General features: G+C 65.1%; 19 protein-coding genes. 11 read left to right on the plus strand and 8 right to left on the minus strand.

Annotated elements, in window-relative coordinates:
• Positions 1-28 precede the first annotated feature (28 nt).
• The 3 genes from QA649_RS29580 to QA649_RS29590 are packed head-to-tail and all read right to left on the minus strand — an operon-like array spanning position 29 to position 3,782.
• Positions 29-2,422 (minus strand): xanthine dehydrogenase family protein molybdopterin-binding subunit, encoded by a 2,394-nt coding sequence (locus QA649_RS29580; protein WP_283020281.1) that lies wholly within the window; start codon positions 2,420-2,422, stop codon positions 29-31.
• Positions 2,419-2,904 (minus strand): (2Fe-2S)-binding protein, encoded by a 486-nt coding sequence (locus tag QA649_RS29585; RefSeq protein WP_283020282.1) that lies wholly within the window; start codon positions 2,902-2,904, stop codon positions 2,419-2,421. The genes QA649_RS29580 and QA649_RS29585 overlap by 4 nt, the downstream gene beginning before the upstream one ends.
• Positions 2,901-3,782: a xanthine dehydrogenase family protein subunit M gene (locus QA649_RS29590; RefSeq protein WP_283020283.1), complete on the minus strand. Its 882-nt coding sequence runs from the start codon at positions 3,780-3,782 to the stop codon at positions 2,901-2,903. The genes QA649_RS29585 and QA649_RS29590 overlap by 4 nt, the downstream gene beginning before the upstream one ends.
• A 174-nt stretch (positions 3,783-3,956) precedes the next feature.
• Here QA649_RS29590 and QA649_RS29595 point away from each other — a divergent pair, with 174 nt between their 5' ends.
• On the plus strand, positions 3,957-5,063 hold the full coding sequence (locus QA649_RS29595) for an LLM class flavin-dependent oxidoreductase (RefSeq protein WP_283020284.1): 1,107 nt from the start codon (positions 3,957-3,959) through the stop codon (positions 5,061-5,063).
• Positions 5,064-5,068: 5 nt separating this feature from the next.
• Complete coding sequence (locus QA649_RS29600) at positions 5,069-5,944, plus strand: polysaccharide deacetylase family protein (protein WP_283020285.1); 876 nt, start codon at positions 5,069-5,071, stop codon at positions 5,942-5,944.
• 135 nt (positions 5,945-6,079) lie between these two features.
• Here the strand turns inward: QA649_RS29600 and QA649_RS29605 are convergent, their stop codons facing one another.
• A complete protein-coding gene (locus QA649_RS29605; protein ID WP_283020286.1) occupies positions 6,080-6,841 on the minus strand; it encodes a GntR family transcriptional regulator in 762 nt (253 codons plus the stop codon).
• An 81-nt stretch (positions 6,842-6,922) separates the two neighbouring features.
• On the opposite strand from QA649_RS29605, the gene QA649_RS29610 reads away from it, so the two are divergent.
• From QA649_RS29610 to QA649_RS29640, 7 genes are read left to right on the plus strand one after another with little or no spacing between them, the layout of a single operon-like run.
• Entirely contained in the window at positions 6,923-8,233 is a 1,311-nt protein-coding gene (locus QA649_RS29610) for a M20/M25/M40 family metallo-hydrolase (protein ID WP_283020287.1), read from the plus strand.
• 18 nt (positions 8,234-8,251) lie between these two features.
• Positions 8,252-9,799 (plus strand): ABC transporter substrate-binding protein, encoded by a 1,548-nt coding sequence (locus tag QA649_RS29615; RefSeq protein WP_283020288.1) that lies wholly within the window; start codon positions 8,252-8,254, stop codon positions 9,797-9,799.
• A 13-nt stretch (positions 9,800-9,812) separates the two neighbouring features.
• A complete protein-coding gene (locus tag QA649_RS29620; RefSeq protein ID WP_283020289.1) occupies positions 9,813-10,760 on the plus strand; it encodes an ABC transporter permease in 948 nt (315 codons plus the stop codon).
• Entirely contained in the window at positions 10,753-11,583 is an 831-nt protein-coding gene (locus QA649_RS29625; protein WP_283020290.1) for an ABC transporter permease, read from the plus strand. The genes QA649_RS29620 and QA649_RS29625 overlap by 8 nt, the downstream gene beginning before the upstream one ends.
• On the plus strand, positions 11,580-13,154 hold the full coding sequence (locus QA649_RS29630) for an ABC transporter ATP-binding protein (protein WP_283020291.1): 1,575 nt from the start codon (positions 11,580-11,582) through the stop codon (positions 13,152-13,154). Before QA649_RS29625 ends, QA649_RS29630 begins: the two co-directional genes overlap by 4 nt.
• Before the next feature lie 18 nt (positions 13,155-13,172).
• Positions 13,173-14,387, plus strand: a complete 1,215-nt coding sequence (locus tag QA649_RS29635) for a M20/M25/M40 family metallo-hydrolase (RefSeq protein ID WP_283020292.1) — start codon at positions 13,173-13,175, stop codon at positions 14,385-14,387.
• 38 nt (positions 14,388-14,425) lie between these two features.
• Positions 14,426-15,553: a Xaa-Pro peptidase family protein gene (locus QA649_RS29640; RefSeq protein WP_283020293.1), complete on the plus strand. Its 1,128-nt coding sequence runs from the start codon at positions 14,426-14,428 to the stop codon at positions 15,551-15,553.
• A 33-nt stretch (positions 15,554-15,586) separates the two neighbouring features.
• On the opposite strand, the gene QA649_RS29645 is transcribed toward QA649_RS29640, so the two are convergent.
• Positions 15,587-16,246 carry a hypothetical protein gene (locus QA649_RS29645; protein ID WP_283020294.1) on the minus strand — a complete coding sequence of 220 codons (660 nt, stop codon included), beginning with the start codon at positions 16,244-16,246 and terminating at the stop codon, positions 15,587-15,589.
• Between the two features lie 327 nt (positions 16,247-16,573).
• Here QA649_RS29645 and QA649_RS29650 point away from each other — a divergent pair, with 327 nt between their 5' ends.
• Together QA649_RS29650 and QA649_RS29655 are read left to right on the plus strand one after the other, a co-directional pair.
• Positions 16,574-18,751 (plus strand): TonB-dependent receptor, encoded by a 2,178-nt coding sequence (locus QA649_RS29650; protein WP_283026130.1) that lies wholly within the window; start codon positions 16,574-16,576, stop codon positions 18,749-18,751.
• 236 nt (positions 18,752-18,987) lie between these two features.
• Complete coding sequence (locus QA649_RS29655; protein ID WP_283026131.1) at positions 18,988-21,537, plus strand: spermidine synthase; 2,550 nt, start codon at positions 18,988-18,990, stop codon at positions 21,535-21,537.
• 10 nt (positions 21,538-21,547) lie between these two features.
• Here the strand turns inward: QA649_RS29655 and QA649_RS29660 are convergent, their stop codons facing one another.
• From QA649_RS29660 to QA649_RS29670, 3 genes are all read right to left on the minus strand, one after another.
• Positions 21,548-22,171, minus strand: a complete 624-nt coding sequence (locus tag QA649_RS29660) for a putative 2OG-Fe(II) oxygenase (RefSeq protein ID WP_283020295.1) — start codon at positions 22,169-22,171, stop codon at positions 21,548-21,550.
• A 101-nt stretch (positions 22,172-22,272) separates the two neighbouring features.
• Entirely contained in the window at positions 22,273-22,614 is a 342-nt protein-coding gene (locus tag QA649_RS29665) for a hypothetical protein (protein WP_283020296.1), read from the minus strand.
• 82 nt (positions 22,615-22,696) lie between these two features.
• A complete protein-coding gene (locus QA649_RS29670) occupies positions 22,697-24,712 on the minus strand; it encodes a hypothetical protein (protein WP_283020297.1) in 2,016 nt (671 codons plus the stop codon).
• Positions 24,713-24,806: the final 94 nt, after the last annotated feature.

Consider the following 24,806-nt stretch of genomic DNA (forward strand, 5'->3'; position numbering starts at 1 on the left):
TGTACTGGTGTTGTGGCGGCGTCCCTCGTCAGATCCGTCCCAAGGCCGTCAGGATGACCTGCGGTGTCAGGGGAATCTCGGTGATTATTGTTCCGAACGGCTTGAGCGCATCATTGACCGCGTTGGCCACTGCCGCCGCCGCGCCTGCCGTACCGGCCTCGCCCGCGCCCTTGGCGCCTAGCTCGGACTCGCGCGTCGGCGAGACAACGTGGCCCACGTCGATGTCAGGCATTTCGCCGGACATCGGCACCAGGTAATCGGCCAGGTTGGCATTGGTCAGCTGTCCCCGGTCGTCATAGACGCACTTTTCAAACAGCGCCGCACCAAGCCCCTGCACCACCCCACCCCTGATCTGCTCATCGACCAGCTGCGGATTGATGAGGGTGCCGCAATCCTCGACCACCCAGTGCTTGAGCAACCTGACGAAGCCGGTGTCGGTATCGACTTCGACCCAGGCGGCTTGAACGCCATTTGTGAACGCGAAAGGATAGTCACGGGGCACATAGTGTCTTGTCGCCATCAGTTCGGGCTGGATGCCCGGCGGCAGGGTGTCGGGGCGGAAATAGACGATGCGCGCGAGCTCATCGAGTTCGATGCGCCGCGCACCGTCGCTGACATTGACCACGGCATTGTCGATGATATCGAGTTCGGCCGGCGTCGATTGCAGAATGACGGCGGCCACATCGAGGATATTCTTGCGCAGGATCTTCGCCGCCTGCAACGCCGCCTCGCCGCCAATGCCGGCGCCGCGCGAAGCCCAGGTGCCGCCGCCGTACGGCGTCATGTCGGTATCACCGAGGATGACGCGGACGCGATCCATGGAAACGCCGAGGACGCTGCCCACGATCTGCGCCGTGAGTGACTGCGAGCCCTGCCCTTGCTCGGTGATGCTGGTCTGGCAGATCACCGAACCTTGCGCATCCAGCCGCACCACCACGCCATCCTGCGACGAAATCCTGGCCCCTCCGACGCCATAGAACGCGGCGCTGGGATTGGTGACTTCGATAAAGCTCGCGATGCCGATGCCGCGATGAATGCCCTGCTTTCGTAAGGCCGCTTGCTCGGCGCGCAGCGCCTCATAATTCATCATCTCGACGATCTTCGCCAGCGACGCATGATGCGACAACTGCTCGAACCGCAGCCCCGACGGCGAGGCACAGGGATAGGCGTCGTCGGCAATGAGATTGCGGCGGCGGATTTCCACCGGATCCATACCGATCTTCATGGCCGCGAGATCGACCAGTCCCTCAGTCACCGAACAGGCGATGGGATGGCCGACTGCGCGGTACTGGCACATCACGTTCTTGTTCTGAAATACCACCCGCGCCCGTGCGCGATAGTTCTTGGTGGTGTAGGCGCCGCCGACGAGGTTGACGACCTGGTTGGCCTCGATCGCGCTGGTGCGCGGGTACATCGAATAAGGCCCGATGCCGGTCAGATCGTCGATCTCGAACGCCGTGATGGCGCCATCGCGCTTGACACCGATCTTTCCCTTGCAGCGATGGTCGCGGGCGTGAATGTCGGTATTGAAACTCTCGACGCGGTCGGCGACGAATTTTATCGGCCGACGCAGCAGCTTGGCCAGCGCGTATGTCGCCATCTCGTCGGCGTAGATGTGCACCTTGATGCCAAACGAGCCGCCGACGTCCTTGCAGACGACGCGGACCTGCGTCTCTCGCAGACCCAAATGCAGTGCCGCGATGTTCTGCACCATATGCGGGGCCTGCGTGCCCTGATAGATCGTGAGCCGCGCTTCCGCGGCATCCCAGTCGGCAACGACCGAACGCGGCTCCAGCGTCACGCCGGTGTGGCGGCCGAAGATGAATTCGGCCTCGACCACTTCATCGGAACCGGCGAAGGCTTGATCCACCGCGCCTGCGTCGAGGATGCGTTCGAACGCCAGATTGTCGCCAAGCGAGGCGTGAATGACCGGTGTCGCCGGATCGAGCGCCGTGCGCATGTCGGTGACGGCTTCGAGTTCCCTATACTCGACCGCAACATGCTCCACGGCATCTTCGGCCGCCGCCCGGCTCGTCGCCACGATGGCGGCCAGCGCCTCGCCTTGCCAGCAGGCCCTGTCGACCGCGATCGCCGATTGTGGCGCGGATTTGAGGCCCTTGAGATGGGAGAGCACGCCGATCCACGGCGTGATGACGTCCGCAAGCTCTTTGCCCGTGACGACAGCGATCACGCCCGGCATCCGCCTTGCTGCGGCGGCGTCGATGCTTACGATCTCCGCATGCGCATGCGACGAGCGCAAGAACACGACATGCGCCATTCGCGGCAGCTCCATGTCGCTGACATAGCTGCCGCGCCCCTGCAGCAGCCGCTCGAGATTCGGCCGGGGCACCGTCTTGCCGATATAGGAGTTCGGCCGGTCCAGGACCGACAGCCGCTGGGGATTGCTGCGGATCGAGCTCATGCCTTCGGCTCCATCCGCGCCCGTGCGGTCGTCTCGATCGCGTCGATGATGGCGTGATAACCGGTGCAACGGCAGTAATTGCCCGAGAGATGCTCGCGGATCTCCTCTCGCGCAGGCGTTCGGTTCTCACGCAACAGATCCTGCGCCGCCATCAGCATGCCCGGCGTGCAGAAGCCGCATTGCAGCGCATTGCGGTCGCGAAACGCCGCCTGCAGGTCGGCGATCTCGCCGGAGTCGGACAGGCCCTCGATCGTCTCGACCACGGCGCCATTCGCCTGCACCGCCAGCATCAGGCAGGAGCGCACGATCTCGCCGCCGACGCGCACCGTGCAAGCTCCGCATACACCATGCTCACATCCGAGATGCGTGCCCGTCAGTTTCAGATGTTCGCGCAGGAAATCCGCAAGATTGAGCCGCGGCAAGACATGCGCCTCCGCGTGTTCGCCGTTGACCGTGACTGAGATTGCCACTGGAGCCGTCACGCACGTCCTCCGATGTTGAGATCGGGACGTTTCAGAAGCGAAGCGACGCAGCACGCCAGCAACACTCTTGCGAGATGCCGGCGCATTGCCGGCGTCGCCTGCTGATCCTCATGCGGATCAAGCTCACGTGAAAGGGCGTCGGAGGTCTCGGCGAGCAGTGTGGGCGTGACCGTAGCGCCAGCCAGTTTGCCGGCAGCCTTCGCCAGGACGGGCTTGTCGCCGACGGCGAAATAGCCGAGCCGGAGGTCGGCGATCCGATCGCCCTGCAGCACTGCCTGTGCCGCAAGGCCGACGATCGCATAGTCGCCGTGCCGCCGCGCAAACTCCTGGAAGAAATGCGCCGAGCCGGTACGGGCGACTGGCAGTTCGATGGCGACCAGCAGATCCTGCGGTGCGAGCTGCGTCTCGTAAATACCGGTGAAAAAATCCGCTGCAGCAATCCGCCGCTCGCCGCCGGGGCCGTGCACGACGATCGTCGCACCCAGCGCCAGCATGCAGGCGGGCAGTTCGGATGCCGGGTCGGCCTGCGCGAGGCTACCGCCGATGGTACCCCGGTTGCGAATGGCGGGGTGCGCTACATGCGCCGCTGCCGCCCCGAGCAGCGGCGCACATTTCACAATGTCGGATGATTTCAGGAGGTCGGCATGCCGGGTCAGCGCGCCGATGACGAGCGTATCACCCTTGACCGCGATCCCGCGTAATTCGGCGAGATCGCCGATATCGACGATCACTTCCGGCGCAACCAGCCGTAGATTCATCGCGGGGATCAGGCTTTGCCCGCCCGAAAGCACCCTCGCTTTCTCTCCGTGCACGGCAAGCAGCTCCAGCGCATTGGCAACGCTGGTCGCGCGTGCATAGGCGAAAGCCGCGGCTTTCATTCAGGCAAGCCCCTCCCCGGAACTGCTTTTCTGCTTTTGAGGGGATTAGAGGGTGGGACAATTCGAAGGTCAAGCGACTAGATTTCGCAGTCTTTTCGACTTTCGGACTTGCCTTGATCGGCCGGCCGACGCACGCTCCCGCCAACAAAAACAGCTCGGGGAGGCACAGCAATCATGAAGCTTGGGTTCTTCACGATGCCGATCCATCCCCTGGACAAGGATTGGCGGCAATCCCTGAAGGAGGATCGGGAAGCCTTCCTGCTGGCGGACGAGCTCGGATTTTCGGAGGCCTATGTCGGCGAGCACGTCACCGACCGCGCCGAAAACATCACGTCCTGCGTCGCTTTCATCGCCTGGCTTGCCGCCGCCACCAAGCAGATCAAGCTCGGCACCGGCACGGTCAACATGCCGAACAGCCATCCGGCTGCAATTGCCGCCTCCATCGCAATGCTCGACCACATGCTCGACGGCCGGCTGATCTTCGGCATCAGCCCGGGCGGCCTGCTGTCGGACGCCGAGCTGTTTGGCAATCTCGAGGCCGATCGCAATGCGATGTTCCTGGAGGCGATCAACCAGGTGCTGGCAATCTGGGAGGGCAAGCCGCCCTATAATCTCGCAGGCCAATACTGGAACATCTCGATCGAAAAGACCCTGATTGAGGACATCGGTCAGGGCTTTATCGCAAAGCCGCTGCAGCGTCCGCATCCGCCGATCGTGGTCACGGCCGTCGCGCCCTTCTCCAAGGGCGTTACCGAGGCGGCCGCACGCGGCTGGGAACCGATTTCCGCCAACTTCCTGATGCCGGCGTGGGTTAAGAGCCACTGGCCGAAATATGTCGAGGGCTGCGACCGCGCCCGCCGTCCGGCGGATCCCGCCAACTGGCGCGTGGCCAAGAGCGTATTCGTTGCCAAGGATGCCGCTACCGCCAAGGCCTACGCAACCGACCCTAACGGACCTTACGTCTACTACTATCGCTCGCTCTTCACCAAGCTGAAGCGGAGTGGCCGCATCGAGCTGTTCAAGACCCGGCGCGACCAGCCCGACGATGAGGTGACGCTGGAGTCGATCTGCGAAAAGCTCATCATCTACGGCACACCGGATAGCGTTGCCGACCAGTTGCTGGCTTTCCAGGAAGAAGTCGGCGTCTTCGGCACGCTCCTCTACGCCGGCAAGGACTGGCGCGACCGCGAGGCCGGCCGTCGCTCTATGATCCTGATGGCCGAGCAAGTCATGCCACGCGTCAACGCCGCCTCTGCCCGAAGCCGCGACGCCGCAGGTTGAGCGCAATGGTTCTCTCCGATCGCATCCCCTATCTGGCGCAGGTCGACCGCCCGAAGCTCGAGCTGCCCGGCGGCAAGAGGCTTGCCGTCTGGGTCATCCTCAATGTCGAGGAATGGCGGATCGAGAACGCCATGCCTCGTACCGTGCTATCGCCGCCGATGGGACAGCCGCTATTGCCGGACGTGCCGAACTGGTCGTGGCATGAATACGGGATGCGCGCGGGTTTCTGGCGCCAGTTCAAGGCTCTCACCGAGCGCAACATCCCGGTAACGCTCGCCATCAACGGCAATGTCTGCAACTCCTATCCCCGCGTCGCCTCGGCCGCGCTGGAAGCCGGATTCGAGTTCATGGGCCACGGTTTCCTGCAGGGGCCGATGCACAAGCTCGACAACCAGACCGACGCGATCGAGCGTGCGGTCGACACCATCGCCAAGTTCACCGGCAAGCCACCGCGCTCATGGGAGAGCCCTGGCCTCACTGAAACCGAGGCAACGCTCGATCTGCTCCGCCTCAACGGCATCGAATATGTCGCGGACTGGGTGATCGACGACTTGCCGCAGGATATCGCCACGCCCCACGGCACCATCACCACCATCCCCTACTCGGTGGAGACCAACGACATTGTCATCCATGCGCTGCAGCATTTGCCGTCCGAGCAGTTTTTGAAGCGCTGCACCGACCAGTTCGACCGCCTTTATCTCGAAGGCGCCGATAATGCGCGGGTCATGGCGATCTCGATCCATCCTTACATCACCGGCGTGCCGCACCGGATCAAATATCTGGAGGCGCTGCTCGATCATGTCATCTGCCATGAGGGCGTCGCCCTGATGACCGCAAGCGAAATCGGCGACTGGTATCGCGCCGAGACGGCGGGGAAATAGCACGTATCTATTTGCTATCGACGGGATGCGTTCGCTCTGCTGATCGACGAGCCGGGTCTGCGCGACGAGCCCAATCGATGCTGGTTGTCGTTTTCCTCTCTCCATCGTTGGAGGACGGTGCTCGCTCCGATCGGGTCAGCGGATTTCATTCACATAGCGATGGCGCGCGGTAGTCGCGCGATGCTCGCTGAGAAGCGCCAATGCGCCGGTCTGATCGTAGGCCTCTTCGTGAATGACGAGGACGGCGCTTGGCGATCGCAAGCCGAGCAGGCGCCGGTCTTTTGCGTCCGCGAGCTCTGCCGACAATTTTTCGCGAACTGCGGCAACGCGGATGCCGTAGACGTCGAGCAGATGAAGGTAGAGAAGCGCCGGCACGCGTGCCGGTTCGCGCGGAAAATCGGGCACGCGACGCGCGAGCAGCTTGATCTGCGAATGCATCACCGGCACGCTACCGACTCTGCGGATGCGATCGAGGCACAGCAGCGGCTCACCCGCCGGCTCCGAAAAGAGCGTAGCTTCCTCGGCGCCTGCCGGCCGTATTGTCATGGACAAGACCTCAGGGACGGAGCGCTGCAGGCCGCCATCCTCGCCGTGCAAGCGGAAGTACTGAAAGAAGAAGCGCAGGCTATGCTGCGGAGCACGGCCGGTGACGACAGTTCCGGTCTTGCGACGGCGCACCAGCATGCCGTCGGCCGTCAGATCCGCCAGCGCCCGGCGAATGGTGCCAACCGCAACACCATACCGTGTTGCAAGCGCAACCTCGCCGGGGAGCACCGTACCCGGAGCCAGCTCTCCAACCAGGATCGCCTCGGCGATCTGACGCTTGACGTGCTCGTACAGGGGAACCGGCAGGCTCGACGAGCCCGTCACCGCCGCTTTTGCCTGTTTACCGGTCACGTCTGCCTCATTCTTTGGAATTGACAGCAATCGGTTCTCATCGTGTATTTCTTTATAGAATATAGAAATGAGCCGCCGCAAATGGTTTCTCCGCCCATCCGTCCAGGGCAGTCCGGGCTAAGCCTGGGATTCGCCGAGATCGAACGTGCCGCCGAAAGCGCGGTCGACGATCTTGCGCGGATGGTCGCGGTCGACACGACCTTCCCGCCCGGTGCGGGCTACCAGGCCTTTGCCGGATTGATGGAGAGCTTCGTCGCGCCGCTTGGCCTCGAGTGCCGGCGCATCGATGTGCCTGAGCATCTGTGGCGTGTCCATGGCGGCCCGGCGCAAGGCGCGCGCACCAATCTCATCGCACGCCGCCGCTCCGGCAGACCGGTGCTGGGCTTGTATTTTCATGTCGATACCGTGCCGGCTGCGCCGGGCTGGGCCACCGATCCGCTGCACTTGACGCGCGAAGGCGACCGTCTGATCGGCATCGGTTCAGCCGACATGAAAGGTACGATTGCGGCCGTGCTGCTGGCGCTGCGCGCCGCCGACCGAACCGGCCTGCCGCTCGGCTATGATCCGATGCTGCTGTTCTGCACCGACGAGGAAGGCGGGCTCTATCCCGGTGTCCGCTATCTCGCGGACCAGGGTTTGCTCGAGGGGCACATCCTCAACTTCAACGGCGCGGCGGCGCCTCGCATCTGGGCCGGCTGTTTCGGGCTCTTCACGCTTCTGGTGAAAGTCCATGGCCGGACGGTTCATGCGAGCGAAGCGGCAAATGCCGGAAGCGGCGCCAACGCCATCGAGGCCGCGCTGCCGATCCTCAATGCGCTCGCCGCCTTGAAGCCTGACATCGCACAGCGCATGTCCGCCCTGCCCGCTCCGCCCGGCGCGACGCGCCCGCTTGCCGCACAGCTCGACATATCCGCCGCGCATGGCGGCCAGTGCGGTGGCCAGATTCCCTCGCGGTTCGAGATCCTGATCTGCCGCCGTTACGCGCCGGAGGAGGACTTCCTCGCCGCGCGTCGCGAGATCGAGGATGCGATCCGCAAGGCCGCGCCGCTGGCCGAGATCGAGATCGTCCTCACCGGTCACCTGATGCCGACGTCGGATCCGACCGGCCCGCACTGGCCGCGTTGGCAGGACGCGCTGTCGGCCGGCTTCGGCTACGCACCCGACGAATTCGCCAAATGGGGCGCGACGAGCTGTTCCGATTTCGGCTGGGTGCAGGCGACCGGCATGCAGGAGATCCTTCTGACGGGCCTTGGTCGGCCGGACAGCCGCATTCACGCGCCCGGCGAATTCACCACGCTCCCCGACATCGTCGCGCTCGCGAAGTCGGTCCTGGCGTACCTCTCCGCCGAGTTCCGTCCCGATCTTTCGCCCGAAGCAATCGCCATTCGCTAACTCGAGGAGCCTACTGCCATGCTGTCCGTCACCCGCCGCCTGTTTCTCGCCGGCACGGCCATCAGCCTCGTCACTCTCCCCAAGATCGCCATCGCCGATACGCCCAAGCGCGGCGGCGTGCTGCGGATGTCGCTCGACCAGGCCGCGTCGGTGATCCATCCGATGCTGGCGCGGGTCAATCCGGAATATCTCGTCACCGAATTGCTTTACTCCAACCTGACCCGGCTGAAGCCGGACATGACCGTCGAGCCGGACCTAGCGATCTCCTGGGAGCCGAACGAGACGCGTACGGAGTGGACCTTCAAGCTGCGCCCGGGCGTGACCTTCCATGACGGCTCACCGCTGACATCGGAGGATGTCATCGCCAGTATCAACGCCATTCTCGATCCGAAGACCGCCTCGCCCGGCCGCACCAATGTCGGCCCGATCAAGGAGGTCGCGGCGATCGATCCCTTGACCGTCAAGTTCACGCTATCAGGCGCCTACGCCGACCTGCCGGTAGCCCTGACCTATCTCAACGCGCGGATCGTTCCGGCGAAGGTCATCGCCTCCGATCTCGCCAGCCTTTCTACGACGGCGAACGGCACCGGACCGTTCAAGCTGGTGTCCTACGAGCCCGATCGAAAGATCGTGGTCGAACGCAACGCCGCCTATTACGACCCGACACGGCCTTACCTCGACCGTGTGGAATTGCTCATCTATCCGGACCGGACCGCCGAAGCGTCGGCGATGATCTCCGGCGAGATCGACCTGCTGCTGACGACGACGCCCGGCGAATACGAGCGGCTCGTGAAGGCGAGCGGCGTCAAGGCGCTGCGCACGCCATCCGGCCAATTCCTCAACATCAACCTCGGATGCGATCAGAAGCCCTTCAACGACGTCAGGGTGCGCCAGGCGCTCGCACTCGCGGTCGACCGCGAGGCGACCGTCGGCTTCGTCGCCGGCGGCTACGGAACGCCGGGCAACGACACGCCGCTGAACTCCGCTTATCACTTCTACAAGAACATCCCGACCAAGAAGCCCGACGTCGCCAAGGCGAAGCAGCTCCTGGCCGAGGCCGGCTATCCCAGCGGCATCGACCTCACGCTGATCGCGTCCGACAGGCCCGCGACCCGCACCCAGCTCGGCGTCGCGGTTCGCGAGATGGCGGCCGCCGCCGGCTTCCGGATCAACGTGCAGACGATGCCGCATGCGACCTATCTCGACCAGGTCTGGAAGAAGGGCAATTTCTACGTCGGCTTCTACAACATGCAGCCGACGGCCGACGCGATCTTCAACCTGCTCTACACGTCCAATGCGACCTGGAACGAAACCCGCTGGAACAACAGCGCGTTCGATGCCGTCATCAATGCGGCCCGCGTCGAGACCGACGAGGCAAAGCGCAGTGCGCTCTATGCAAAGGCGCAGGAGATGATGAACGCGGAGGTCCCCACCGTGATCTCGGCGTTCTTCGACCTTCTTGCCGCACAGCGGTCCTATGTCGAGGGCTACACGCTGCATCCGCGCGGTTCGGTGTTCCGCCTCGATCTGGTTTCGCTCGGCGCCGGCGCGCCGAAGCGCGGCTGACGCGGAGACATCGGTGTCGCTCGCCTGGTTCGCACGCCGTCTGCTGCTGATGGTCTACACCGTCATCGTGGTCTCGATGCTGGTGTTCGCCATCACACAGATCCTGCCGGCCGACGCGGCCCAGTCACTGCTCGGCGAGAATGCGACGCCGGAAATGCTGGCTGCGCTCAGGGCGAAGCTTGGGCTCGGCGCCCCGGCCTTGCAGCAATATCTGCACTGGGCCGGCCGCGTCTTCACCGGCGATTTCGGCATCTCGATGCGGACCAGCCAGCCCGTCGGCCCGGAGATGCTGAGCGCGCTGTCGCGTTCGCTGCTGCTCGCGGCCTCGTCCATCCTCGTCACGCTGGTCGTCGCCGTACCGCTCGGTGTGGTGGCGGCGCTGCGACAAGGCCGGCTCGCCGATACCGGCGTCAGCCTGATCGCGTATCTCGGTGTATCGTTGCCCGAATTCGTCACCGCAACACTGCTTGCGCTCCTGCTGGCCGACACGTTGCATTGGCTGCCGGCGACGGGCTACGTCTCGCCGCTGGAACATTTCGGCGACGGCATCTCTCATTTGGCGCTGCCGGTGCTGACGATCTCGGTGATCCTCATCGCGCACGTGATGCGCATGATGCGCTCCGAGACGCTGGACGTGCTGAAATCGGACTATATCCGCGCAGCGCGCTTGAAGGGGTTGCCGGAACGCACCGTGCTGTTCCGTCACGCGCTGCGCAACGCGCTGTTGCCGGTTGTGACGATCATCGCGCTCGATGTCGGCTACCTGCTCGGCGGCATCATCGTGATCGAGGAGATCTTCGCCATTCCCGGCATTGGGCGGGCCTTGATGGTCGCCATCGCCGCGCGCGACCTGCCGTCGATCCAGGCGGGCGCGTTGATCATGGCGGCGACCTACGCCGTCACCAACACGCTTGCCGACATGGCCTATGCCGTTCTCGACCCGCGGATCCGCTATGATTGAGCTGTTCGTCCGCCTGATCCGCAGACCGCAGGGGCTCGTCGGCGTCACGCTCCTGGCGCTCATCGCCATTGCTTGCCTGTTCGGGCCGGCGCTTGCCCCGTACCCGCCGGAGAAGATCGATTTTCTCGGTCGGTTTCGTCCTCCCGGCTGGCAGAACTGGCTTGGCGCGGACCAATTCGGCCGCGACATCCTGAGCCGCCTGATGGTCGGCGCCCGGTCGACCGTGCCAATGGCCCTCATCGCGACCTTGGTCGGCAGCGCGGCCGGCGCCATCATCGGCGTCGGCTCGGCCTATCTCGGCGGCCGGACCGACGAGGCCATCATGCGCACCAACGACGCGGTGATGGCGATCCCCGGCCTTCTGCTGGCACTGCTGCTGGTCTCGACGCTCGGCAACGGCGCCGGCAACGCCGTCATCGCCATCGCAGTGGCCTTTGCACCCGGCATGGCACGCGTCACCCGCTCGGTTGCGCTCAATGTCCGCAACCAGGACTACGTCAAGGCGGCCATCGCGCGTGGTGAAGGCGCAGTCTGGATCATCTTCCGCGAGATGCTGCCCAACGTGATGGCGCCGATCGTGATCGAATCCACCATTCGCGTGTCCTTTGCCGTGATGCTGTTCGCAACGCTCAGCTTCCTCGGCGTCGGCGCCCAGCCGCCTGCATCAGAATGGGGGCTGATGGTGGCCGATGCCCGGCAGTACATGTACCAGGCGCCGTGGGGGCTGATCGTGCCGTCCGCGGCGATCGCGCTCACCGCCATTGCCTTCAACCTCGTGGGCGACGGCCTTCGCGACGCCCTCAATCCGAAGGACGAGCGGTGATCCCGGCCCTTGCCATCAAGAACTATACGCTCGACTACGCGACGGCCGCAGGACCGCTGCGTGTGCTGCACGACATCTCGCTTCAGATCGGCCCGGGCGAGGTGCTGGGCCTCGTCGGCGAATCCGGCTCGGGCAAGAGCTCGCTCGCCTGGGCGCTGATGCGCCATCTGCCGGACAATGCCCGCGAAATCGCAGGCTCCCTGCATCTCGGCGACACCGACCTCCAGCGCCTAAGCCCGCGGGAACTGACCAGGATCCGCGGACGCCGGCTCGGCATGGTGTTCCAGGATCCATCGACCTCGCTCAACCCGACCCTCACCATCGGCCGGCAGGTGACGGAGACGCTGATCCAGCATCGCGGCCTCAAGCAGCGCGAAGCGGATGCGCTGGCTATCGACCTGCTTGGCCACGTCGAACTGCGCGAACCCGCCGCGATCATGCGACGCTATCCGCACGAGATCTCCGGCGGCGAAAAGCAGCGCGTCATCATTGCAACGGCGTTCGGCTGCCGGCCCGACATCATCCTGTTCGACGAGCCGACCACGGCGCTCGACGTCATCACCGGCGCGCGCATCCTCGAGCTGTTCGCCCGGCTGCGCCAGGAAACCGGCGTTGCCGCGCTCTATATATCCCACGACCTCGCGCTCGTGACGCGGGTTGCCGATCGGGTCGCAGTGCTGAAACGTGGCCGTCTGGTCGAAGAGGCTCCGGCTGCCGACATCTTCCGCGCGCCACGCCATGCCGATACGCAGGCCCTCGTGCAGGCAGTGCCGAGGCCCGAACGGCGCCTCGTTCATGACAAGTCCAGTGACGAGATCCTCCTCTCGGCCTCGGACATCGAAGTCCATTACGGCCGCGCGAGCCTCTTCGGCCATGTGCCGCCGCCCGCGACGAAGAGCATCGGGCTGGACGTGCGGGCTGGAGAAATCCTAGGGCTGGTCGGTGAATCCGGATCGGGCAAATCGTCAGTGGCGCGCGCGCTCACCGGCCTTGCCCGCTTCTCGGGCAAGGTCTGCTTCGACAATCAGGTGATCACCGGCGCCCGCGACATGGGCGCGGCCTATCGCCGCGACGTACAGATCATCTTCCAGCATCCGGATTCCTCGCTCAATCCGCGCCACAAGATCGGTGAAATCCTGTCGCGCCCCCTGAAGCTCTATGGCGGCAATGCCGCCGAGATTCCCCGCCTGCTCGAGCAGGTCCGCCTGCCAGCCTCCTATGCTATGCGCTGGCCGCACCAGCTCTCGGGCGGCGAGAAGCAGCGCGTCGCCATCGCACGGGCCTTCGCCGCGCGGCCGAAGCTCGTGATCTGCGATGAGATCACCGCGCCGCTGGACGTGTCCGTGCAGGCGCAGATCATCGAATTGCTGCTAGCGCTGCGCGCCGCGACCGGAACCGCCTTTCTCTTCATCACCCACGATCTCAACCTCATCCGTCAGATCGCCCACCGCATCGCCGTGATGCGCCGCGGTGAAATGGTCGACCTGTTGCCGGCCGAGGATTTCGACGCAGAGCACGTTCATCCCTATACCCGCGAACTGATGGCCGCCTCGCCCGTGCCGGTCGGCTGACGACAAGGATTTGCTTCCATGGATCACAACGCACTTCTCGCCCGGATCGACGTGCCCGCCGCCCTCGAACTCTTGTCGCGCATGGTGCAGCACAAGAGCTACTCCAAGTCGGAAGGCGAGAAGCAGCTCGCGTCCTTCATGGCCGGCCGCATGCGCGAGATCGGCCTCGAAAGCGAGCTCACGCCCTTCGGCGACGAGGGACGCGTCAACGCCGTCGGTCGCTGGAAAGGCACCGGCGGCGGCAAGAGCCTGATGTTCAACGGCCATCTCGACACCAACCCGGTGACCGAGGGCTGGACCGTCGATCCCTGGGCAGGCAAGGTCGACGACGCCTTCATCTACGGCATCGGCGTCTCCAACATGAAGGCCGGCGACGCCGCCTATTTCTGTGCCGTCAAGACGCTGATCGACGCCGGCATCAAGCTCCGGGGTGACGTCATCCTCACCTACGTCGTCGGCGAGCTGCAAGGCGGGGTCGGCACCTACTCGCTGGTCGAGCAAGGACTTCGCGCCGATTACTTCATCAATTCCGAGCCGACCGACCTGAAGGCGATGACCATGCATGCGGCGGCCTTCATGTTCATCATCGAGCTCACGGGAAATACCCGCCACCTGTCCAAGCGCGAAGAGGCCGTCGATGCCATCACGGCGGCGTGCGACCTCATTCCGCGCTTCAACGCGATGAAATTCTCAGGCACCCTCTCGCCGGAGCACGAGGGAATCAACCGTGTCCATGTCGGCGTCGTCCACGGCGCGCTCGGCCGCGAGCTGCACGAATGGCGCGCGCCGCAGGTCGCGGATTTCGTGCGGATCAAGGGCTCGGGCCGCTATGCGCCGGGCCAGACCGAGGCCGGCGCGCTGGCCGACATGCGTCGCGAGCTCGACGCACTCGAAGCACGGTTTCCCGGCCTCAAAGCCAAGATCATGTCCGAGGATCGTTCCGGCGTGCCGACCATGCCGCCATTCGAGGTGGCGCGTACGAGCCCGATCGTCGCAGCGATCAACCGCGCCTATCGTACGGTGCGTGGCGAAGACCAGCCGACCGGGCCCGTCGCACCGAGCTGCTTCTACGGCACCGATGCCGGTCACCTGCACTATTTCGGCAAGATGGAAGGCATCGTCTGCGGTCCCGGCGGTCGCTACAACACCATGCCCGACGAACGGGTCGATATCGTCGATTTCGTCGATATGATCCGCATCTACATGCTCGCCATTCTGGAGATCTGCCGATAGCTGCGCTCCGAGCGCGCATTTGATCCCATTGAAAGTGCATGACGATGTTGTTTCCGATCGACGAATATGACGCGCGCGTCAAGCGCGTGCGCGAGCAGATGGCGGCACGAAATCTCGATGTCCTGATCATCGACCAGAGCGAGTTTCTCGCCTATCTCACCGGCTTCCTGATCTCGGAGAACATGTATCGGGCTTGCCTGCTGCCGCGCGATGGCGAGCCGATCATGATCCTCCGCGCCGTCGACCTCGGCCCGTTCAGCGACAGCTCATGGCTTGAGCGCTCCGTCGCCTTCGCCGATTGGGAAGACCCGATCGAGGTCCTCGCCGATACCGTCCGCAGCCTCGGCCATGCGACGGGCCGTGTTGGGCTCGATGAAGATTCCTATTGCATGCCGCTGTCCCGCTTCAAGCATTTGTCGGCACAGTTGCCGGACGCGCAATTTGTCGACTTCTCCGGCGTGATGGCATCGCTCCGCGCCAGGAAAAGCGCAAGGGAGATCGCCGTGCTCCGGCGCGCCGCCGCAATCGGCGATCTCGGCATCGATGCCGCTGTGAAGGCGGCCGGCGAAGGCCGGTCGGCCCGCGACGCCGCGGCAGCCGTCTATCAGGTCTTCATGCAGGAGGGCGCCGACGCGGCACGCGCGGGCATCATCACCGCCGGCGTCGGCAACGCCTTCCTGCACGGCGGGCTCACCAATCAGCCGCTCGCCAAAGGCGACGTTCTGCACATGGAGCTGTTGCCCTATATCGACGGCTACAGCGCCCGCCTGATGCGGTCTGCCGTCATCGGCGACCTCGGCCCGCGCCGGTCGCAACTCTCCCGCCGTCTGATCGAGATCCAGGACCGGCAGTTCGAAGCGATGAAGCCGGGCGCCGCAGCCGCCGATATCGACGCACTCGCGAGGGATGCCATGCTCGCCGACGGCCTGCGGCCGGACTACCCCAACATCACCGGCTATTCGCTCGGCTGCTATCCGGCCCACACGCCGCGCACCAGCGACTTCTCACGCGTCTTCCTGCCCAACGTCGACTGGACGCTGGAGGAAGGCATGGTGTTCCACATGTATGTTTCCGCCGACGGGATCGCGCTGAGCGAGACGGTGCTCGTCACGACAACCGGGTATGAGTGTCTGACGCGCGCGCCCCGGCAGGTGTTTCGGGTTTAAGCCGCAGATCCTTCGAACAAGCGGGTGCCTCGTTCAGTCGTACTGAGCTGTGTGCGAGCTGCCGCGCTTCACCGCACTTTCCGCAATCGCTGTTCCCGTCGCGGGCGTAGCTCCGCCCGCTTTCGGGAATGTCAGCGTCTCGGTCAGCTCACCGCGCACCATCGTTACCTCGCGCTGGTGCACTGAGCTGAGCCGCCAGCCCTGGTAGTTTCCGTCGAGCTTCAGGCGCAGCGTGGCCTTGCTGGTCTCGTCGACGAAAATGCCGACACTCTGATCGCCGCCGACGACGGTTCCGACCAGCACGAGCCGCAACTCGGCCGGCGGCGGGCTCGGCGGCGCAGGCGGCGCTTTCGACGCAGCCTCCGAAATCGCGGGTGGCGACGGCGGCCGCCGCGAGGCCGAGAAGATCGGCCGCTCGTTCGTATCCGTCAGCGCCGCGAGTGGGACTGCCCAGAGTGGATTGCCGCGCATCGCCTCCCGATTGACCGGAGACCGCGATGGCGCCGCAGAACTGACCGGTGCCAAACTTGTGGGGGACTCCCCAAGGCTGGACGTCGGTCCGTTGAAGCCGGGAACGTCGATGTCAGGGAAGTCCGCCGGCAGCGCCGAGGTTGATGCGGAAACGTCGAGCAGAGGCGCCAGCACGAGCACCAACCCCATCGATACAAGCCGCGCCGCCTTGTGCCCTCTCATGTTCCCAGTCATCGGCCTGTCGGAAGCAACGCGCAAGAATCTCGGTCAAGGAGGCCGGCGGCCAGCTTGGGCGAGACAAGCGGCTCGCCAGGCACTAACCACCGAGGGAAGCAAGGCTTATCGGCCGCCGATGTGACACTTGTGCGAAACAACCGCGACCTCCCCGATGTTTCCCCGGCCTGTTGCGGTCCCGTCATCGCACCTCGACTCCGGCCCCAGGCTCCAGTATGATATTGTTGCCTGATCGTCATACTCCCCTGCTAGAGCGTGGCGTTGCTGAATGGGCTGTGGTGCGGAGACGTGGTGGTGCGTGGGACCTTGTTGCGGATGTTTTCGGCCGCTGCATCATCCGCCCTGTGTGCATTTCCGGTTGCGGCGCAGGAGCGCAGCGCTGTCGCGGCCGCCGAGCTACCGCCGGTCACCGTCGCGGCGGAGGAGCAACAGCCTCCGAAACGGCTCGCCCGCAAGAAGCCGCCGAAAAATGCAGCTACGCGCAATCATTCGACGGCCGTCCGCACGGACAATTCGACCGAAGGCGGCGGCGCGGCCGGTTCGGCACCCGCCGGGCCGCCCGCTTTGCAGCCCACTTCCGCCAGCGCCGTTCGCATCAGCGGCAAGGAGGTCAACGCCATCCCGTTCTCGCGGCCCGGCGAGGCGCTGGAGGTCGTGCCCGGCCTGATCGTCACGCAGCATTCCGGCGAAGGCAAAGCCAATCAGTACTTCCTGCGCGGCTTCAATCTCGATCACGGTACCGATCTCGCGATCAGCGTTGACGGCATGCCCGTCAACATGCCGACGCATGGGCATGGGCAAGGCTACGCCGACATCAATTTCCTGATCCCCGAGCTGATCCGGTCCGTCGACGTGCGCAAGGGACCGTATTTCGCCGACCAGGGCGACTTCGCGTCCGCGGGCGCCGTGGCGATCGAGTATGTCGACAAGCTGCCGCGTAACATCGCGGAGATGACCTTCGGCAGCTTCGGCTATGGCCGCGCCTTGGCGGCAACGTCGAACTCGGTCGGTGCGGGCACGCTGCTGGCGGCGTTCGAAGCCACCAAATATGACGGACCGTGGCGATCGCCGGACGACGTCCGCAAGCTGAACGGCGTGCTGCGCTACAGTCAGGGCACGGCGACCGACGGCCTGACGCTGACGGCGATGGCCTATTCCAATGGCTGGAATTCCACCGACCAGGTTGCGCAACGCGCGATCGACCAGGGCCTGATCGATCGCCTCGGCACTCTCGACCCGACTGATGGCGGCACCTCCAGCCGGTACAGCCTGTCCGGCAGCTGGGCGCAGTCGGGCGACTACGGCCAGACCAATGTCCGCGCCTATGTCGTGCGCTCCGACCTGCGGCTCTTCAACAACTTCACCTATTTCCTCGACAACCCGGTCAATGGCGACCAGTTCAGCCAGCTCGACGGCCGCACGTTCGGCGGCGTCGATGCCCGACATGCGTTCGACTGGCGCTTTGCCGGCCTCGAATCGCAAACCCGCGTCGGCCTGCAGAGCCGCTACGACGACATCCATGTCGGCCTGTTCAAGACCGAGCAGCGCAACTGGCTCTCGACCGTGCGCGATGACCGCGTGCAGGAGGGCAATGTCGGCCTCTGGACCGACACGACCACGCGCTGGACCGACTGGCTGCGCACCACGGTCGGCATCCGCGAAGATGTCTTCGCCGGACACGTCTTCAGCGACACACCGCAGAATTCGGGCAACGCGCAGGCGTCGATGGCGAGCCCGAAGGCCGGCCTCGTGCTCGGTCCGTGGTACAGGACCGAGTTCTACGCCAATGCCGGCTACGGCCTGCACAGCAACGACATCCGCGGCGCGACAATTACGGTCGATCCCAACGACAAGGTGACGCCGCTCGACCGCGTGCCGCTGCTGGTGCGCTCGCGCGGCGCAGAGCTCGGCATCCGCACCAAGCCGATCGAGGGCCTCACCAGCTCGCTCGCGGTCTTCGTGCTCGACTTCGATTCTGAGCTGCTGTTCGTCGGCGACGCCGGCACCACGGAGCCGAGCCGCCCCAGCCGCCGTGTCGGCGTCGAGTGGACGAACCAGTACAAGCCGCTGCCGTGGATGACGGTCGATCTCGATGTCGCCCACACCCATGCACGCTTCACCGATTTCGATCCGGCCGGCGCCCGCATCCCCGGCGCGCCGGCGTGGGTGGCTAGTGGCGCGGTCACACTCGGCGGCGACACCGGATGGTTCGGCGCGCTAAAGGCGCGCTATTTCGGCCCGCGCCCGCTGATCGAGGACGACAGCGTCCGTTCGCGGTCGTCGCTGATCTTCAATGCACGCGCCGGCTACAATTTCGACAACGGCGTTCGGGTGCAACTTGACGTGCTCAACCTCTTCAACGCCCAGACCAACCAGATCGAGTACTATTATCTGTCGCGTTTGCCGGGAGAGCCCATCGAGGGCGTCGCTGATCGTCACGTCCATCCGGCCGAGCCGCTTGCAGTGCGGCTGACGGTGGCGGCGAGATTCTGATCGCAGCGGCTTGCGGCCTGGCATGGAAACAACCTGCGCCGGCCGTCATAAATCCTGAAAAAATCTGACATAGAGCGGATGCTTTGATGAACCGAGAGCACGAGTTCGGCTGACGCAAGACCCCGGCTCCGACCGCCCAGCCGGTCGCGTTCGAAGCAGGAGTGAGGGGAATGCAATCTGAGCCGGACGTCACCATGATTGCCTCGGCAGAGCGGTTTGCGCGCACGGCCGCATCGATGCGCGGACAGGCTGCTCGCCCTTGGGCGCTCGTCCCCATCGTGGCCGCGTCGGGCTTTGCAGGCCTCGGCTACGAGATCGTGTGGACGCGCCAGTTGAGCCTTGCGCTCGGCACCGAGATGATGGCGGTGCTCGGCGTCATCGCCGGATTTTTCGGCGGCCTGGCCCTTGGCGCGTTCGCACTCGATCGGCTGATCCGCCGTGCGACATCGCCATGGCGCGTCTATGCGATCCTTGAAGCCGTCATCGCCGTTTGGGGCCTGATCAGCGTGTGGCTGCTGCCGGCGGCCGGGCGGGCCCTGCCGCCTCTGCTCGGGACCGAACCGTCTCCAATCCTGCTATGGGCCGGCAGCCTGGCGCTGCCGACGCTTGCGCTGCTCCCCGCAACGATGGCCATGGGCGGAACCCTGGCTGCCCTGGAGCGGATGACGCGGCACGCGCGTGGCGAGGCGCGCGTCACGGCCGGCGTGTACGGGGCGAATACGGCCGGGGCTCTGGCCGGCACGCTCGCCTCCACATTCCTGCTGATCCCGGCGCTCGGATTTTCGGGAACGCTGCTCTGCCTCGCCGGCATCAATGCGTTCTGCGCGCTGGCTGCACTTGCGCTCGGATCGGCAGCGGACAAAGCCGATGCCGAACAGCCGCGGCCCGAACGAATTCGCGACCTGCGGCTCACGATCACCTTGTTCGCCACGGGACTGCTCGGAATCACCTTCGAGGTTGTCGTGGTCCGGCTCGCCGCACAGGTGATGGAAGATACCGTCTACACCTTCGCAGGACTACTGGCGGCGTATCTGCTCGGCACCGCGGCAGGCGGCCTGCTCTGGCAGCGGACCGGGCGCGATGCGAATGATGGAAATCTCCGCGGACTGCTCGCCGCAACGGCATTCGCCTGCATCACGACTGCTGCGGCTGCGCCCTATGCCGGCCGGCTGGTCGAGAGCGCATCGGCCGCGGATGTCTTCGGCGAACTCGCGGTGGCGATAGCCCTCTTCCTGGTCCCCGCGACCGCGATGGGCGCATTGTTCGGCCTGCTGGCGCAACGGGTGAGCGATCAGCGCGGCTCGGTCGGATCGGCGGTCGGCATCAACAGTCTCGGCGCCTGCATCGCGCCGCTGCTGGCGGCGCAATTCCTGATTCCGGCCTTTGGCGCCTGGACGGCGCTGCTTGCCGTCGCAGTCGGGTATCTGCTGCTGCTGCCGCCCTGCCGCTCGGCGTTGCTGTGGTCCGCCACACCGGCGATCTGCGCACTTCTCCTGTGGCTCAATCCTGCGCCAACACTGACGCGCGTGCCCGCGGGTGGCGCGCTGCTCGCGGTCCGCGAAGGTCCGATGGCGACGGCGAGTGTGGTCGACGACGCGGCAGGTACACGCTACCTCGAGGTCAACGGTCATTTCCGCATGGGCGGAACAAGCTCGACGCGGTCCGACTACCGCCAGGCGATGCTGCCGCTGTTGCTTCACAAGGCACCGCATCGGGCCTTGTTCCTCGGCATCGGCACCGGCGCCACCATGGTCGGCGGAACGCAGATGCCTGGTGTCAGCGTGCGCGGCGTCGAGCTCTCGCGGGAAGTGGTGGATCTGCTGCCCTGGTTCGTCGATCCGCAGCCGGCCTCGGCACCGCGGCTGACCGTGGCGGACGCCCGCCGCTACGTCGCGGCGGATACGAGCCAGCACGACGTGATCATTGCCGACCTGTTTCACCCCGCGCTCGATGGCAGCGGCGCGCTCTATACGGTGGAGCATTTCGCGGCCGTGAAACGCAGACTGGCGTCAGGCGGCATCTTCTGCCAATGGCTGCCGCTCTACCAGCTCGATATGCCTTCGCTCCGCGCTATCATCCGCGGCTTTCTCGACGTCTATCCCGACGGCGTCGCCTGGCTCAACCACTACAGCGTCCGCACCCCGATGCTTGCGCTGATCGGAACACGCGACGGCGGCCATCTCGATGTCGATGCGCTGGAAACGCGGCTGCACGATCCCGCGACCGCGAAGGTGGTGCGGCCGCTGGGGTTCGAGGCACCGATCGATCTGCTCGGCCAGTATGTCGGAGGCCCACGCGCCCTCTCTGCGTTCGCCGGCCAAGGCCCGCGCAATACGGATGATTATCCGTTCGTGACGTTCGATGCGCGGCGGAATGTGCGTGCGCTCCGGGCAGCACCCTGGTCGCTGCTGCTTGCGGTTATGAAGGAGATTCAGCCGGATCCGAACGAACTCTTTTCTGGCGGCGCCGGGCGCGATGCGTTGAGCGCGCGCCTCACAGCGTACTGGCATGCGCGCAACCGCTTTCTCGAGGCCGGCGCGTCGCTGCCCGGCGATCCGCGCGGTGCCGCCCTTATTGATGCCGCCTCCCCGGGCCTCATCGACGCGCTTCGCCTGAGCCCCGAATTCGATCCGGCTTATGGGCCGCTGATGGGCATGGCGAAATCGCTGATCGGCTCGGACCGCGCAGCGGCCGCTCGCCTGTTGCGCAAGATCAACGAGACGGCGCCCTCCAGGCCAGAAGCGCGGGAGCTGCTGCTGCGCGAGTTCGGCCTCAGAAACGAGTGATCCGCCGGCCTCACGGCGCGAAGTTGACGCGATAGCCCCAGCAGTCGAGATGATCTGGAATCGCGTTGAAGGCGATCGTGATTCTCTGCCCGCCCTGGTTCCTCGGCACCTCATGGTAGAGGTAGCTTGGAAACAGCACGAGATCGCCGGGCTCGGCCTCCGGCAAGGCATACTTGCCCGCGTTGAAGGGTCCGATGGCGGCTTCGCGCGTGTGGTGGCGGAAGGAGAAGTCGAAGCCACCGGGCGGCCGCACGAAGACCGTCTTGCAGGCCGGGTGCGAGGGCGTCAGGTATAAGATGCCGGAGACGAAGCTGTTGGCATGGGAATGCAGCGTCTGGTTTCCGCCGGTCTCAAGCATGTTGGTCCACATCTCCTTGACGGTCCAGCGCAGCTCTTCGCCGAACAGCAGGACGCCGAAATCGACCAGCTTGGGGACGGCAAGCTCGGCGATCTGGCGGAACAGCTCGTTGTCGCGGGGATCGGCGACTTCGGTGTGGAAAAGCTGGCCCGAGCGCAGATTGCCCTCGATCCGGGTGTTCCGGATCGCGGCCACGGCGGCCTCGTTCAGAGAGGGCGGAAGCAGCCCGGGCGAGCGCAGCAGGGGAATCGGGAAAAGCGGCTCGATCTGATCCATGTCGCAACGTCACCCTGTTCTTGAAACGCGGGCAGACAATGCGCGGGCAAAGATGACACTGCGATGACAGCATGCAGGATCTGCAAAATTCTCGGGTCCTGCTACTCGTCGGCCCGGAGCACTTTCAGCTTCTCGCCGGGCCGCAGTTCGTGGCGCCGCTCGCGCACCTCGTTAGAGGCACGCGCGGCCATGTCGAGACATTCGTCGAACTCGCCATTGCCGGCTTCGACCAGCGCCTGGTGCAGGTGCCGTTCGGCGAAGTACCGCGAGAGATGATCGGGCGGCAAGGCGGTCGCCAAAGCCCGCGCTTCCGCCACCGCAGCATTGCAATCGTCCCGGGTCGGTTCCTCCGAGGCGGGAGCGGCAGCATCGGGGGCGGCCACTGCGCAGCCGAGGCCGGCGAGCAGCCCGAATGCGCAGACGGTGATACGAAAGAGATGCATGTCGGTCGTTCCGGGCAGCAACAGCCCGCGTCAAAAACGAGTACGGCGGGACGCAAAATGCGTCCCGCCGGATGGCCTCACATCACCAGTGGTGGTCGTGATGATGATCGTCGTGGTCGTGATGGTCGTGCTCAGCGCGCTGCCCGAGCCGGCGCGCCAGCTCGGCATTGGTCTCGACCAGGAGCTTCGGCGAGCCTTCCGGCCGGACGAAGATCGGGTTGGCGTAGAACCAGACGTTCGAATAGGCCTGAACGTCGTGGGTCACCTTCTTGGCGCCGTTCACCGTCTCCAGATGCGCGGGGCATGCCGGATCGACGCAGCTGACTTGCGCGTTGTTGGCATCGAGCAGCGGATTGCCGGCGGTATCGCTGACGTTCGGAGTGCCGTTCGGAATGTTGGTTCCGCGCGCGCGGATGTAGAACGGCTTGGTGCCCGCGGTAAACGTCGTCGTGAACCGCAGCCGCACGCCGTCACGATCGCCCCGATGCTCGCGATGCATCTGCGTCGCGGGGATCTGCCGGGCGATGGTCGCCGAGGGGTTGTACACGATCGACGCGCCGGCCGTGCCCGCGGCATTCGCCACCGCGTAATTGGGCGCGTTAGGCGCAACGACGCCGGTGATCTGGCCGGTGATCAGATCGACGTGGTCGAGCGACGGCTTGTTCAGCGGCTGCTTGATGCCCACCGGCACCAGCAGCGGGTTGTTGAAGGTGTAGGGAGCGTTGTTCTCCCGCGGGACGGTCAGCTCCATCTCGACCGTGATCTTCTCGCCGGGCCGCACGACCAGGGTCTCGCCCATGGTCTTCCAGTCGTCGCCACGCGTCTTGGCGCGGAACACCAGATCCGGACCGATGAGGTCCGCGTTGACCGAGTACGAGTTACCCGAACGCATGCCGTCGACGACGTGCTGCGACGAGAACCGTCCGGCGTTCGGAACATAAAGCTTGGTGTATTCGCCGGGAATGAAGTCGGCCGTCGTGAAGGAGTCGCGCGCACCGCCCGCACCGCGGCTGTGCCAGTCCGAGCTCACATACATGAAGAAGTTGCGGCCTTCGCCGAGCAGTCCGTCCCAGAGGCCGCCGACCTTCGCGGTGTAGATGCCGCTCATGCCGTAGGTGCCGCCGCCGACCGCGTTGGAGGTGTACGAGCCGGAGCCGCCATTCGCACCGCCTTCCGCGAAGTGGCCGGGCGATTCGATGCCGAACGCAACCGTCGGGCCTGCATTGTTGAAGTCGCGGAAGTGCTCGATGTTGTAGCCCTTGTTGGCGGTCGTGCTGAACGGGCCCTGGCGCTCAGTGTGGGTCGGGATGACGTAGGAGTGCAGCGGGTAGTTCGCCTGCAACCACTTGATGCCCGTGAGCGCCTTCTGGTGGCCCGCCGTGCCGGTGTTGTTGACGTTGTCCTTGCCCGGCCAGAGCTGGTTGCCGCCGGCGTCGATGACGGGGCCGATCGCATCGGTGTCGGCGCGGTCGAAGCGGTATTCGAATTCCGCCATCTTGTCCGCGTTGCCGGGCCCCTTCCTCGGGTGCATCGGGTGCTGCCCGGTGATGACGGCGACGTCGACGTGTTCATGGCCGGGCGCGATCCATTCGAGACCCTCGATCAGCACCTTGTCGTAGCGCGCCGAGCGATTGACGATCGTCGGATACTCGACCTCGCGGATCGACTGCCAGCGCCACATCTGCGCGCCGGTGCCGGAGCCGTTCGGGGTGCCCTTCAGGCTGCTGATGGTGATCCCGTCGATGGTCTGGCCGAGCGTCTGGCTCCAGGTCGTCGTGGTTTGTCCCGGAATATTGGCGCTGGTGTCGCTGAAGCGGCAGTCGCGATTGCCGGAACCGCCATGGTTGCCGAGCGTGAACCAGTCGAGGTCGAAATTGTTGCCACCTGCCGACGCCGTACCCCGCCCGACTGCGCGGTCGATCGTGTACCCGGCCGCAACCGAACCATCCGTGCAAGTATTGTGATTGTGCATGTCGCCGGCGACGTAAGGATTGCCGCGGCGCTCGCCCCGACCGAACTCCTCGGCCGTAGCGCTCTGTGTCAACGCCAATGATGCCGATGCGGCGGTCAACAGGATCGTCTTGCCAGATGGAAACATCTATCGCCCCTTATTCAAGTCGGATATCGCGAAACAACAGAGATTGGGAATTCGAGGACTCTCTTGCCCCGACCGCGTGAACGGATTCCCTGCG

The sequence above is a fragment of the Bradyrhizobium sp. CB1717 genome, assembly GCF_029714325.1.
In the GTDB taxonomy this organism is placed as follows: domain Bacteria; phylum Pseudomonadota; class Alphaproteobacteria; order Rhizobiales; family Xanthobacteraceae; genus Bradyrhizobium.